Source organism: Streptococcus sanguinis (assembly GCF_019928825.1).
Lineage (GTDB): Bacteria > Bacillota > Bacilli > Lactobacillales > Streptococcaceae > Streptococcus > Streptococcus sanguinis_L.
This window is the reverse complement of record NZ_JAHZOP010000001.1, coordinates 410,612-424,285: the sequence shown is the minus strand read 5'-3', so window position 1 is coordinate 424,285 and position 13,674 is coordinate 410,612. Positions and strand designations below refer to the sequence as shown.

General features: G+C 40.2%; 11 protein-coding genes. All 11 read left to right on the top strand.

Features of this window, described 5'->3' with window-relative positions; all coding sequences use genetic code 11:
* Positions 1-187 precede the first annotated feature (187 nt).
* The 11 genes from tuf (at position 188) to K1J09_RS02045 (ending at position 13,671) form a co-directional block, all read left to right on the top strand.
* Positions 188-1,384, top strand: a complete 1,197-nt coding sequence (gene tuf, locus K1J09_RS02095) for an elongation factor Tu (RefSeq protein WP_002895003.1) — start codon at positions 188-190, stop codon at positions 1,382-1,384.
* Between the two features lie 333 nt (positions 1,385-1,717).
* A complete protein-coding gene (locus K1J09_RS02090; RefSeq protein ID WP_002920764.1) occupies positions 1,718-3,046 on the top strand; it encodes a lipopolysaccharide biosynthesis protein in 1,329 nt (442 codons plus the stop codon).
* Positions 3,047-3,052: 6 nt separating this feature from the next.
* Entirely contained in the window at positions 3,053-4,045 is a 993-nt protein-coding gene (locus tag K1J09_RS02085) for a glycosyltransferase family 8 protein (RefSeq protein ID WP_002920765.1), read from the top strand.
* A 36-nt stretch (positions 4,046-4,081) separates the two neighbouring features.
* Positions 4,082-4,798 (top strand): glycosyltransferase family 2 protein, encoded by a 717-nt coding sequence (locus K1J09_RS02080; protein ID WP_223322464.1) that lies wholly within the window; start codon positions 4,082-4,084, stop codon positions 4,796-4,798.
* Positions 4,798-5,157 carry a DUF2304 domain-containing protein gene (locus tag K1J09_RS02075; RefSeq protein WP_002895011.1) on the top strand — a complete coding sequence of 120 codons (360 nt, stop codon included), beginning with the start codon at positions 4,798-4,800 and terminating at the stop codon, positions 5,155-5,157. The genes K1J09_RS02080 and K1J09_RS02075 overlap by 1 nt, the downstream gene beginning before the upstream one ends.
* On the top strand, positions 5,147-5,926 hold the full coding sequence (locus K1J09_RS02070; RefSeq protein WP_002895012.1) for a glycosyltransferase family 2 protein: 780 nt from the start codon (positions 5,147-5,149) through the stop codon (positions 5,924-5,926). Before K1J09_RS02075 ends, K1J09_RS02070 begins: the two co-directional genes overlap by 11 nt.
* A 24-nt stretch (positions 5,927-5,950) precedes the next feature.
* Positions 5,951-8,932, top strand: coding sequence for a rhamnan synthesis F family protein (locus K1J09_RS02065; protein WP_223322465.1), 2,982 nt, complete (start codon positions 5,951-5,953; stop codon positions 8,930-8,932).
* Positions 8,919-10,226, top strand: a complete 1,308-nt coding sequence (locus K1J09_RS02060; protein ID WP_223322466.1) for a DUF2142 domain-containing protein — start codon at positions 8,919-8,921, stop codon at positions 10,224-10,226. The genes K1J09_RS02065 and K1J09_RS02060 overlap by 14 nt, the downstream gene beginning before the upstream one ends.
* 3 nt (positions 10,227-10,229) lie before the next feature.
* Complete coding sequence (locus tag K1J09_RS02055; protein ID WP_223322467.1) at positions 10,230-11,477, top strand: glycosyltransferase family 4 protein; 1,248 nt, start codon at positions 10,230-10,232, stop codon at positions 11,475-11,477.
* Positions 11,478-11,590: 113 nt separating this feature from the next.
* A complete protein-coding gene (gene cps2T / locus K1J09_RS02050) occupies positions 11,591-12,739 on the top strand; it encodes a beta 1-4 rhamnosyltransferase Cps2T (RefSeq protein WP_223322468.1) in 1,149 nt (382 codons plus the stop codon).
* Positions 12,736-13,671 (top strand): glycosyltransferase family 2 protein, encoded by a 936-nt coding sequence (locus K1J09_RS02045; RefSeq protein WP_223322469.1) that lies wholly within the window; start codon positions 12,736-12,738, stop codon positions 13,669-13,671. Before cps2T ends, K1J09_RS02045 begins: the two co-directional genes overlap by 4 nt.
* Positions 13,672-13,674: the final 3 nt, after the last annotated feature.

Here is a 13,674-nt window from a genome sequence, read left to right as displayed (position 1 = left end):
TATACTAGTGACAGTTCAACCGCTTTTCTTTGTATCAACCTTACTAAAAATCAGACAAGGAATAATTCACAAAAAAATGCTAAAAGACTTGCATTTTCATTTAAATTTGATAAAATAGTAAGGAAAGTTAGACTGTATTGCCTACTGTCTATCTATAAAATATATTTTATTGGAGGCTTTTACTCAAATGGCAAAAGAAAAATACGATCGTAGTAAACCACACGTTAACATTGGTACCATTGGACACGTTGACCACGGTAAAACTACTTTGACTGCAGCTATCACAACTGTATTGGCACGTCGCTTGCCTTCAGCAGTTAACCAACCTAAAGACTATGCGTCTATCGATGCTGCTCCAGAAGAACGCGAACGCGGAATCACTATCAACACTGCGCACGTTGAGTATGAAACTGCTAAGCGTCACTATGCTCACATCGACGCTCCAGGACACGCGGACTACGTTAAAAACATGATCACTGGTGCCGCTCAAATGGACGGAGCTATCCTTGTAGTAGCTTCAACTGATGGACCAATGCCACAAACTCGTGAGCACATCTTGCTTTCACGTCAGGTTGGTGTTAAACACTTGATCGTCTTCATGAACAAAGTTGACTTGGTTGACGATGAAGAATTGCTTGAATTGGTTGAAATGGAAATCCGTGACCTCTTGTCAGAATACGACTTCCCAGGTGACGATCTTCCAGTTATCCAAGGTTCAGCTCTTAAAGCTCTTGAAGGTGACTCTAAATATGAAGACATCATCATGGAATTGATGGACACTGTTGATGAGTACATCCCAGAACCAGAACGCGATACTGACAAGCCATTGCTTCTTCCAGTCGAAGACGTATTCTCAATCACTGGTCGTGGTACAGTTGCTTCAGGACGTATCGACCGTGGTATCGTTAAAGTCAACGACGAAATCGAAATCGTTGGTATCAAAGAAGAAATCCAAAAAGCAGTTGTTACTGGTGTTGAAATGTTCCGTAAACAGCTTGACGAAGGTCTTGCAGGGGACAACGTAGGTGTGCTTCTCCGTGGTATCCAACGTGATGAAATCGAACGTGGACAAGTTATCGCTAAACCAGGTTCAATCAACCCACACACTAAATTCAAGGGTGAAGTTTATATCCTTACTAAAGAAGAAGGCGGACGTCACACTCCATTCTTCAACAACTACCGTCCACAGTTCTACTTCCGTACAACTGACGTTACAGGTTCAATCGAACTTCCAGCAGGTACTGAAATGGTAATGCCTGGTGATAACGTAACTATCGACGTTGAGTTGATCCACCCAATCGCCGTTGAACAAGGTACTACTTTCTCTATCCGTGAAGGTGGACGTACCGTTGGTTCAGGTATGGTTACAGAAATCGAAGCTTAATTCGATTCCGTTCCCAGATAACAATTATAGTCAGACACTAAACCCCGTGAAAACGGGGTTTTTTAATATTGTAATTGTTTTAAAAAATGAGGAAGAATAGAAGGTGGTCGGTAATCTCCAGAATAGATAGCTTGATTTTGCAGAACCACCTTTAAGATGATTTAGGAAACGGAAAGAGAAGAAGTATAGATATAAGCTTGATAGAAGTTTTGCCCTTTTTAATTAGGTTGGGGAAGAAAGTATCATTTAAAAGAGAGATTCTTTCAGGAAGGATTTTCACTTTTCACTGAAAGTATAGTATAATAAGAAATAGAATACATTTGGAGAAGAAAAATGCCCTCAAAATCAGGATCATCACCTTATGCTAAAAATAATGACGGTAATAAAGAAATAGAAAAAATAATCTCAAAAGAAGGACTGAAAAATAACTATATATGGAACATGTTGGGGACAGTCTCATCTTCATTGATATCAGTCGTCTTGCTTCTACTAGCTTCTAGATTTCTAGATTCAAGAGATTCTGATATTTTTAGTATTGCTTATGCTCTTGGTCAGCAGTTCTTTGTTCTAGGTTATTTTCAAGTTAGAAATCTGCAATCTACGGATATAAAAGAAAGATACCAATTTGCTTCTTATCATAACACGAGACTTTTTACGATCTTTTTGATGATTTTAACATCGTTTATCTATACTCTATGGCAAGGGTATGATGTTTATAAATCTAGTATTATTTTATTGCTTGTTCTTTATCGGGCTATAGATGCATATTCAGATGTTTTTCAAGGATTATTTCAGCAAAAAAATAGATCAGACTTAGCTGGAAAGGTGCAATTCTATAGGAGCTGGATTTGCATGTTAATATTTGCAATAGTCCTGTTGCTTACAAAATCATTGATGGTAGCTAGTATTGTTATTTGCTGTGCGAATTTCATTCTGACCTTCCCCTTAGATTTCAGAAACTGTAGATTACATTTTTCTCAGGAAAAGTTTTCGCCTAAACTCCATGATGACAGAAAAAATGTGTATTCTATTTTGAAAAATAGTTTTCCCTTGTTTTTAAATGGTTTTTTGATAACGTATATCTATAACGAGCCAAAAATTGATATTGATTACCTTTTGACAAATGGCTATTTTTCATCTGGGGTTCAAAGAGACTTTAATGTTCTATTCATGCCTGTCTTTGTTCTATCCCTTTTATTCTTTGTCCTGAGACCGTTGACTACACAGCTTTCCATTTATTGGAACGAGAAGAAATTTACACTATTTTTCAAACAGGTCAATACTCTAAATCTAGTAATGACTGTTTTAGGACTTGTTATTGTTATTTTGGGTTATCTGATTGGTACAGAAGTGCTTAGTGCTGTCTATGGTATCCAATTACAGGAGTATAAGCTTCCTTTCACTATATTACTTATAGGCGGTATTTTGAATGTTTTTGCTCTAGTGGTTGATATCATTATGACCATCTTTAGAAAACAGCATTATCTGATGATAGCCTATTTATTGACATTTGCTGTTTCAAAATTTATTACTTTACCATTTATCCGTGATCAAAAATTGCTGGGAGCTGCTAATTCCTTTTTAATCTCCATGTGCGTCTTTTATGCAACAAGTCTGATTATTTATGGCGTTGCTAAAAATCAGGAAAAAAGAAAGAAGTAGAATTCTATGAATATCTTATTTACATTAAATGATGCGTTCGTACCTCAAGTTGCAACCTGTATGTGTTCTATATTTGAGAATAATAAATCTGCTGAGAATATTACAGTATATTTAATTGGCGAGAGGATAAGCCAAGAGAATCAAAACAAATTAAAAGGATTTGCTAAAAGTTACGATAGAAAAGTTTGTATTATTTCTATAAATAATATCGCAGACTATATTGATTTTGATTTTGATACAAACGGTTGGTCTTCAATTATTTTGGCACGTCTTTTTTTAGATAAACTTCTTCCACAAGAAGTTGATAGGATTTTATATCTCGACGGAGATACACTAGTTCTAGAAGATATAGGTTCTCTTTTTTATAGCGACTTAGGAGATAAGGTAATAGGTATGTGTCCCGAACCAACTGTGGATAAGTCAAGAAAGGAATTTCTAGCTTTGAAAGAGTACCCCTATCATAATTCGGGTGTCCTATTGATCGATCTAAAAAAATGGCGTAGGGAAGAGATTGGTAAAAAGGTCATAGAATTTTATCAATTTCATGAAGGAAAGCTATTCGCACCAGACCAAGATGCCTTAAATGGAGCCTTGAAAGAGCAAATTTTTACCTTGCCAATTTCCTTTAATTATTTTAATATTTATGATGTCTATCCTTATAAAACGTTGAGTGAATTAAGTAAGCCAACTAAGTTTATGTCACAGGAAGATTTTAATCATTTTCGGAAAGCACCTACAATTATTCACTATCTAGGTGAAGAGAGACCTTGGCGGAAGGGGAATACACATAGGTTTAAAAAGGAGTACCTCTATTATCTACACAAAACTCCATGGAAGGATACACCAATGGAAGAAGGTTGGCAGCTGTATTTTGTTTGTTTTAGAATCTTTAATATTGTTATGAAGCCTTTTCCAATGCTAAGATATAAGATTATCAATTCCCTAATTCCGAGCTTTATGAAATATAGAAAAAAACAGTTGCAGAAAAACAAAAAATAATGTGATGACATGTTATAGAAAGAATAGATTAAATTAATGAAAGTTTTAATGATAATTCCTGCTTATAATGAGGAAGAAAGTATTTTAAATACGGTTATGAGCATTGTAGAATACCGGAAGAAAGTTGATTTTGACTTAGACTACGTAGTTATCAATGATGGGTCAGTTGACAGAACTAAGGAGATTTTGGACAACCATCATCTGAATGCTATTCATTTGGTTATGAATTTAGGGATTGGTGGAGCTGTCCAGACGGGCTATAAGTATGCTCTTGAGAAGAATTATGATGTGGCCGTACAGTTTGATGGAGATGGTCAGCATGATATTGAGTCGCTGGATGCTTTGCTGGAGCCTATTCGTCGTCAGCAGGCTGATTTGGTTGTTGGTTCTCGTTTTATCGGTGACAAGTCTTCGGAATTTCAGACGACTTTTATGCGGCGTTTTGGCATTACCATTATTTCAGCTTTTATTAAATTAACAACAGGCAAAAGGATTCTGGATACCACATCAGGCTATCGTTTGGCCAATCAAGACATTATTAGACAATTCGCTGCACGCTATCCTATCAAGTATCCTGAGCCAGAATCAATCGTACATATCTTGAAGCGGAAATATAAAGTGGTGGAAGCACCAGCCAATATGTTTGAACGTGCAGGAGGAGTCTCTTCGATTACTCCGATTAAGTCCATTCGCTATATGATTGAAGTTTGCTCTTCGATCTTGATTGCTGCTTTTATGAAAGAGAGTGAATAATGTCCATTTTGTCTATTGTTATGCTGGTGGCTTCAGTCCTATTCCTGTATTTTGTCTTTCGGAATATCAATCAAAACAATATTTTATTTGAGCAAGCCTTTATGTGGATTATTATTGGCTTCGTTCTGATTGTTATTTCTATTTTTGATTGGATTCCCGTTTCGATTGCCAAATTGTTAGGTTTTGAGTTGACCTCAAACTTTGTCATGTCCTTGGCCATCTTTTTCCTGCTGGTTATTGTTTTTTTACATACTATTTCCATTTCCAAACAAAAGGAGCAAATCAAGCAGTTGGTGCAAGAACTGTCCATCATGAAGCAAAGAATGTCAAAGTTAGAGAGTAAAAAAGATGAAAAATAACCATACCTGGGTGATTTGCGCCTATGGCGAAAGTGAATTTTTAGAAGCTTGTATCCTGTCTTTGCAAGCTCAAACCTTGCCATCAAAGATTATCTGCTATAGCTCAACACCGTTGGATTCAATCAAGCAGCTGTGCCAGAAGTACGGTATTCCTTTTTATACGAAAGAAGGAGGCGGTATCGGTAAGGACTGGAACAATGCCCTTTCCTTTGTTGAGACTTCTTATGCTACCATTGCCCACCAGGATGACTACTATGAGCCAACTTATCTAGAAGCAGTGATGCAGAAGATAGAGCAGTCTAAGGACATTCTCATTGCCTATACAGACTACTTTGAAGAGAAAAATGGAGTCAAAATTCCGGCTAATACCAATCTGAAAATCAAGACTCTCATGCTTAAAACCTTGAATCTGATGCCATCCAGTCGTTTTTGGAGAAATCGGGTTCTAGCTTTTGGCAATCCCATTTCCTGTCCGGCGGTGACTTACAACTTAGAGACATTAAGGGATTTTCGATTTGATGAGGAAATGCGCGTGAGTCTGGATTGGTATGCTTGGTACAAGATTAGCGCCTATAAGGGTCGCTTTGCTTATATTTCTGAGAAGCTTATGTGCCACCGGATTCATGGAGAGTCGGAAACAACCAAGACTATTTCAGATAATACTCGAACCAAAGAGGACTTGTTTATGTATCAGCTTTTCTGGCCTAAGTGGATGGCTAATCTGATAAATAAAGCATATATGAAGAGTCAAGATGCTAACTCAAACTAATAGAGTTATTTACAAGGAAAGTATATGAAAGATTTAATATCTGTTGTTGTAACTTGTTACAACCATCAAGATTACATTGAACAGTGTTTGCGCAGTATTTTTGCTCAGACCTATCGAAATATTGAGTTACTGGTATTGGATGATGGCTCCTCTGATCATTCTGCTGAAATCATAGAATCTGTCTTGGTGAATTCCCCTTTTCCGACGCGGTTTGAAAGCCATGAAAATATGGGGGTTGTCAAGACAAGAAACAAGGCTTTGCAGCAAATTCAAGGCACTTATTTTATTTTTGTGGATAGTGACGATTTTCTGGATTCAGACTATGTTGAGAGCTTCTACACAACCATGGTGCAAGAGGAAGCAGATATTGTCTATGGGGATTTGTATGATCCTGATAAAAAGGAGTTTTACCTTAAATCACGGCCATTTGACAAGCTAGCTTTCTTAACAGAGAATTATATTTCCAACTGTTCCCTCATTCGTCGTTCGGTTGCTGATGGTATTTATTATGATGAAGCGCTGAATCGTGAAAAACTGGAGGACTATGATTTCCTTTTAAACTTAATTATCAATCAAGGAGCGAGACCAGTTTATGATGCAAAAACAAAGCTGAATTACCGGGTCTTTGATAAGGAATCAATCTCTAAACGGGATTCTACGAGATATCATTACGAAATGTATCTGAAAATCTTGCGTAAGTATGTGAGAAAGATACCAGATGAAATATATCAAGCTTTGGGCAAGAACATATTTACTCTGGAAGGCCGTTTGGATGAACTGATTCAGCATATGGATAAAGTGAACGACTATGTTCTTGAACTGCAGGAGGATCAGCGGCAGTTACATAAAAATCTAGATTCCTTGAAATCCAGACTGAGAACGATAAAGGAACAGCGAGATGAGGCTATTCAGGAGCAGTTTCGTATTCGCCGATCTATTTCCTATCGGCTGGGGAATGGTGTGATTACCCCATTGAAACGTCTGGCTCGATTAGTCAAAAATCCTCGCAGTATCAAAGCTGTTTTAAGTCGGATTAAGCAACAGTTGATTCGTCTAAAACGTCAAGTTAAGTCTCCTAAAGTTTATTATTATCAATGGCTGCGGAACTCCCAAAGGGAAAAAGCTCTTGCTTCAGTTTCAAGCGGCGAAAAAGTCTTAATTTATGTCATTTTTGAATCCGAGCCTCGCTTGCAGCAGTATAAGGTTATCTTTTTAGAAAAATTAGCAACTTTGGCTGATAAGACTCTCATCGTCGTTAACGGCGGACTGGCTGCAGAGGATTTAGAAACTTTAGAGCAGTATGGGCAAGTCTTGGTGCGGGATAATACCGGCTATGATACAGCAGCTTTTCGTGAAGGCATTCTTTCCTTAGGAAAGGAAAAGCTGCAGCATTGCTCTCAGCTGATGCTCGTCAATGACACCAATATCGGACCTATGAGTGATCTGGCGGCTGTCTTTCAAACTATGGTTGGCCGAAATCTTGATTTTTGGGGAATTTCCTATGGTGAAACTCAGGAAGATATCACTGGTTTTAACCGCTATGGTTACATTCCCAACCACCTACAGTCTTATTTTTTGGTGATTGAGCCTTTGCTGCTTCAGTCCGAAGAATTCTACGACTATTGGCAAGTGCTGACTGACACGGATTCACGGGAAGAAGCTATCGGAAAGCATGAAACGACTTTTACCAAGTACTTTGCTGACTTGGGCTATCGCTACGATGCCTTGGTTCACGAAAATCAGGATTCGGCTATGTATATTCATCCATTAAGGATGTTAAAAGCGGGTAGTCCTCTGATTAAGTATACTTCTTTGAAGAATTATGATGATCAGCAGTTTTTATGGCAAGGTCTGGAAAGAGAGTCGGAAGTTCCTGATTTATTGGACTACGTTCGGGAGAAGACAGATTATCCAGTGGAGATTCTTGAGAACATCGTTCAAAAATTCAAAGCGGTGCCTCGTGATCAATATATCCTCATCATTGACGGTGTAGAGAACATCATTCCGCAGTGTACGCGCTACCGTGTGCTCAATAAGGCAGAGCAGCTTAGAAAGAATGGCTTTGCTGTGAAAGTGGTCAATGCGTCTGAGTTTAGTCTTGCTCAGGCCCAGTATGCCAGCCACATCATTATCTACCGCGCTCCTTGGTCTGCTCAGCTCCAGCTTTTATGCGATTTGGCTCGGGAGGAGCATAAGCCAGTTTATTTTGATATTGATGATTTGGTATTTGATACCCTTTATACGGATCAGCTGAGCTATACCCAAGGCTTGTCTGAGAAGGAAAAGGGCAATTACGATGCTGGAGTGAAGAATTACGGGAAAATGCTGGCGGCTTGTGATGGGGCGATTACCTCTACGAATCAGTTAAAAGAGGAATTGCTCAAATACAAGGACTCAGTCCTGCTGAATCGTAATCTGGCGTCCAGCGAATTGATTGCGGTTAGCTCGCAGTTCTTGAAGGAAGACCTTGGTGCAGACGACATAATCAAAATCGGCTATTTCTCGGGCTCCATCAGCCACAATGAGAATTTTGAGCTCATCAAGCCGGCTATCAAAGAAGTGCTGGACCACTACCCAACCGTGGAGCTTCATATTGTAGGCCACTTGGATATCCCGCAGGATATGAAACAATATTCGCAGCGTATTATCGTCCATGAGTATGTGGACTGGAAAGCCTTGCCTCAGTTGATTAGTCAGGTTGATATTAATCTGGCTCCACTAGTAGACTCAGTCTTTAATCGGGCCAAGTCAGAAATCAAGTGGATAGAAGCAGCTCTAGTCAAGGTGCCAACAATTGCTAGTCATATCGGTGCCTTTGCGGACATGATGATAGATGGTCAGACTGGACTTTTGGCTAAAGATAGTGAATGGAAAGAAAAGCTGGGAAGTCTGATTCTTTCTGCGGATTTACGCAGAGAACTGGCGGAGAATGCCTACGCTTTTGTATTAGAAAATTGCAGTTTAGATAAAAAAGATGAAATGGTGACTTATTTTGAAAAGAAATAAAGAAGTAAAAGTTGAGAATATTTTCTTATTATTGGCAAGTGTCTTTGTCTTGACTTTTATGATTGCACAACCGATTAATCGAGTGCCTGATGAGACCAATCACGCTCGTATGACATGGGAAATCTTCCATAAACCGACTAGTCGAACATATAAATGGATGGATAAAATCCCATCCGCTCCGAATGTTTCGCCGGCAGAGTACAAGCAACTGTTCTCAGAGAAGATAGATATGACGCAAGAAGAGTTTGCCTTTGGCTTTAATCTCAAGGCTATCTCTTTCCTGCCTCAGCTGCTAGGTATGACCTTGGGGAGCATGCTTTATCCGTCAGTAGGCTTCATCGTGATGATGGGGCGGCTCTTTAATGCCTTGGCATACATCATCGGGGTTTATCTGCTGATTAAATATTTCAAATATGGCAAAAAAGCTCTGCTTTTCCTATCTCTTTTGCCTATTATGGTCCAGCAGGCAGCTTCTCTCTCTTATGATGTGATGAGCTATCTGGAGATTATGCTGGCGGTTGGCTTTTTGACCAATATAGCCTACCATAAGAAGTTCACTAATAGAAATGTACTGGAGCTTTTGGTGATTTCTATAGGCCTCTTTGTCACCAAACCGAATAATGTTCTTTTATTAGGCTTGCTGCCTTTTGTTGACTTTGAGTTTGAAGGATTCCTTGCGGTTCTGAACAAGCCTTTTGTTGCAGCCAAAGCTTTTGTAGCTCGTTATCGCCCTATCTTCTATGTGTTTGGCTTTGCAGCTTTCTTTCTTGCTCTGCATCTGGCATTTCGCAATCAGGGTGGTCTCTTGCACTATGGCCAAGTCTTGCTGAATACGCTCTTTAAGCAAAGTGTTAATGGCGACTTGAATACGATTTTGACAATCGGTATGTTTGGCTTTTTGGGGAATTTTACTATCCAGCTGCCGCTTTGGCTGATTTTTATTGATGTGGCAGTTTTGGCGATTATCTTTTTGCAGTCACAGAAAGATTTTATGACCAAGGGTTACACAATCATGTCGCGTTATCTGTTTCTGGTTCAAGTGATTGCTGTCGTATCAATTATGTATCTGCAGTGGACGCCCATTGTCCTCGGTAAAGGCGCCATGATATCGGTTGGTGCTCAGGGACGTTATTTTACACCCTTCTTGATCTTACTGCTACCAACTGTTGCTAATCTAGGGACCTTGGACATTAAAGACAGAGTGGTGAATCGAATGATGGTTGGGACTCTGGTAGCTAACTTCTTGGTTTCCCTCTACTTGATGGTGCCCTTTTATTGGAATGTATTAGGATAAGCTATGAAAAAAAAGATATTATTCATTTCGCCGACTGGAACGCTAGATAATGGAGCTGAAATCTCTATTGTCCATTTGATGGAATACTTGGTCCAGACGGGCCATCAGGTTATCAATGCGATTCCGGATTATCATGTAGCCGTTCAGCAGGACTATATATCCAGCTTGGCTGCCTTGGCTATTGAGACTATAGCCTTGCCGTCAGTTAAATGGTGGTGGGAGGATGCGCCTGGTGGCCTGCCAGATAGTCCTGAGACTAGAGCTCGGTCATATCAGGATAATACCTCAGCGCTCAGAAAGATACTAACGGAGCGAAAGATTGATTTGGTTATTACCAATACGGTCAATATGTTTCAAGGTGCAGTGGCAGCGGCCTGCGAGGATGTTCCGCATTTCTGGCTGATTCATGAATTTCCTGACGGAGAGTTTGGCTACTATAAGGAAAAGCTAGATTTTATCAGTGATTATTCACAGGAAATATTTGCAGTTAGAGGTGCCTTGCAGAGACAGTTACAGGAGCTGCTGCCAGACAGAAAAGTCTTGTCTTTTGCCCCTTTTACGAAAATTCATCCTACTGATACAGGAGAAAGGGATGGAGCCGAAAGGCGTATCGTGTCAGTTGGGCGTTTGACAGAGCGGAAAAATCAATTAGAATTGATAAAAGCCTATGACCAGCTATCTCAGCCAAAACCAGCCTTAGTTCTGATCGGAGCCTGGGATGAGGATTACAGAAAAAAATGTGATGCTTATATTTCTGAACATCAAATAGAAAATATTAGTTTCTTGGGGCACAAGGACAATCCTTGGGCAGAGGTGACGGAAGCAGATCTTGCGGTATTTCCATCTGCGATGGAAACCTTTGGCTTAGTCTATATTGAAGCGATTATGAATGGCCTTCCGACCATTTTGTCGGACAATCCTGGTCATCTATCCGCCTATGAAATCTTTGAAGAAGGTCAGCTGTATTCATCTGGCAATATTGAGGAGTTGGCTGATAAGATAAACATTGCCTTGGCAAACTTTGAGAGATTAAAAGACCAGTCGGTGGCTAATCTCGGTAAAATCCAAGAGCGCTACACAGTTCAGAGTGTTTACCAAAACTTATTGGATAAGATTGAAAACACTGAAATGTACAAGCCTAACTCCTTGCGCCATGTCAAATGCTTATTGGATACAAATTTACCCTCTCAACCAGCAGGCTCTTTCTTACGCAAAGTGAAAAATAAGCTGTTTTCTGGTAGAAGAGGTTAAAGAAAGAAAAGGACAAGTGCAGCCGTGGCTCTACCTGTCCTTTTTGTATTATACAAACACACTAGAAAGTGGTATAATAGAATGGATTGTAAAATCTTGAATTGAGGGAAATCATGAAACATGTCTTCATCATCGGGAGTCGGGGACTTCCTGCCAAATATGGAGGATTTGAAACCTTTGTCGAAAAATTGACAGAGCATCAAATCTCTTCTCAAATCCAATATCATGTGGCTTGCTTATCAGATGATGAAGCTTTTCATCATTTTGACTACAAGGGAGTAGACTGTTTTACAGTCAAGCCACCTAAGCTTGGTCCGGCCCGCGTAATTGCCTATGATATGATGGCTGTCTCCTACGCCCTCAAGTTTGCTAAGAAAGAGCAGATTGAGCAGCCAATTTTTTACATTCTTGGAAATACGATTGGTGCTTTTATCCTTCCCTTTGCTCGTCGTATCCATCAGGCAGGCGGTCAATTCTTTATCAATCCTGACGGGTTGGAGTGGAAGCGGGCCAAGTGGTCTAAGCCAGTCCAAGCCTATCTCAAGTATTCTGAAAAGGTCATGACCAAGCATGCAGACTTGGTTATAGCGGATAATCAAGGCATCGAAAGCTATATTCAAAAAGCTTATCCTTGGTCTAAAACGACCTGTATCGCTTATGGAACCGACCTTTATCTGTCCAATCTGACGGAAAACGAAGGCAAGGTCAGGGTCTTCTTTGAAAAGTGGGCCAGTAAGGAAAAAGACTACTACCTCATTGTCGGACGCTTCGTTCCGGAAAACAACTATGAAACCATCATTCAAGAATTTATGAAGTCCAAAACCCAACGTGACTTGCTGATTATCTGCAATCATGAGGGCAATCCCTATTTTGAAGAACTTAAGCAGAAAACGGGCTTTGACCGTGATTCTCGCATTAAGTTTGTCGGCACGGTTTATGACCAGAATCTGCTCAAATATATCCGTAATCATGCTTTTGCGTACATACATGGCCACGAGGTTGGTGGGACCAATCCGGGACTCTTGGAAGCACTGGCTCAGACAGATGCCAATCTGGTGCTAGATGTGGACTTCAATCGGAAGGTAGCAAAGGAAACGGCTCTCTACTGGAAAAAAGAACCTGGCCAGCTGGCCCAGCTGATTGACCGAGTAGATGCTCAAACTGATTTTACGGAGCTAGGTCAAGCCGCCAAAGAAAATATGAAAGAAAACTACACCTGGGAAAAAATTATGGGTGAATACGAGGATTTATTTTTATCATGAAAGTGACCATTCTTCTGTCCGCCTATAATGGGGAACAGTTTCTGGCCGAGCAGATTAAGAGTATTCAAGAGCAGACATATAGGGACTGGCAGCTGCTGATTCGTGATGATGGCTCTACAGATGGGACGCGGGCTGTCATCGAAGACTTTTGCTGCAAGGATGACCGCATTGCCTTTATCAATCGGGAAAATCCACAAAATCTAGGTGTCATTCAGAGTTTTCATAGCCTACTTCAATACCAAGATTCGGATTTCTATCTCTTTAGCGACCAAGATGACGTTTGGCTACCAGACAAGATTGCCATGCAGTTGACTGAGGCAGACAAATATGATAGCAGTCAGCCCTTGCTGGTTTATACTGACTTGAAGGTCGTAGATCAAGAGCTACAGGTTGTTCACGAAAGCATGATTCGCACTCAGTCAGATCACGCTAATACAGAACTAGTCCAAGAGTTGACGGAGAATACGGTAACGGGCGGTGTTTCTATGATAAATCGCGCCTTGGCCCAACTTTGGACTGGGAAGGAAGAGCATGAACTGCTCATGCACGATTGGTATCTGGGCTTGCTGGCTGCGGCTTTTGGCAATCTAGTCTATATTGACAAGCCGGGTGAGCTCTATCGGCAGCATTCAAATAATGTGCTAGGAGCACGAACGCTCAGAAAACGCGTAAAAAACTGGGTACGTCCCCATGTGCTTTTCGCCAAATATTGGAAATTGATAAAAGACAGTCAGACTCAGGCTAGGAATTTACTGACCCTGCCGTTGACTGCTGAAAATAGAGAGTTAATTGAGAACTTTGTGACCATTATGGAGGTGCCTTTTAAGGAACGCTGGCGCAGGATTCGTCAGTATGGCTACCGTAAAAACCGTACTTTCCATACCCTGGTTTTTACCAGCCTCATTCTCACAAAGTTTGCTTATAAGGAGTAATAT

Coding starts and splice junctions, on each gene's coding strand:
- K1J09_RS02065 (WP_223322465.1), top strand. CDS start 5,951: ATGAAAGATTTAATATCTGTTGTTGTAACTTGTTACAACCATCAAGAT.
- K1J09_RS02085 (WP_002920765.1), top strand. CDS start 3,053: ATGAATATCTTATTTACATTAAATGATGCGTTCGTACCTCAAGTTGCA.
- K1J09_RS02055 (WP_223322467.1), top strand. CDS start 10,230: ATGAAAAAAAAGATATTATTCATTTCGCCGACTGGAACGCTAGATAAT.
- K1J09_RS02090 (WP_002920764.1), top strand. CDS start 1,718: ATGCCCTCAAAATCAGGATCATCACCTTATGCTAAAAATAATGACGGT.
- K1J09_RS02075 (WP_002895011.1), top strand. CDS start 4,798: ATGTCCATTTTGTCTATTGTTATGCTGGTGGCTTCAGTCCTATTCCTG.
- K1J09_RS02070 (WP_002895012.1), top strand. CDS start 5,147: ATGAAAAATAACCATACCTGGGTGATTTGCGCCTATGGCGAAAGTGAA.
- K1J09_RS02045 (WP_223322469.1), top strand. CDS start 12,736: ATGAAAGTGACCATTCTTCTGTCCGCCTATAATGGGGAACAGTTTCTG.
- cps2T (WP_223322468.1), top strand. CDS start 11,591: ATGAAACATGTCTTCATCATCGGGAGTCGGGGACTTCCTGCCAAATAT.
- K1J09_RS02080 (WP_223322464.1), top strand. CDS start 4,082: ATGAAAGTTTTAATGATAATTCCTGCTTATAATGAGGAAGAAAGTATT.
- tuf (WP_002895003.1), top strand. CDS start 188: ATGGCAAAAGAAAAATACGATCGTAGTAAACCACACGTTAACATTGGT.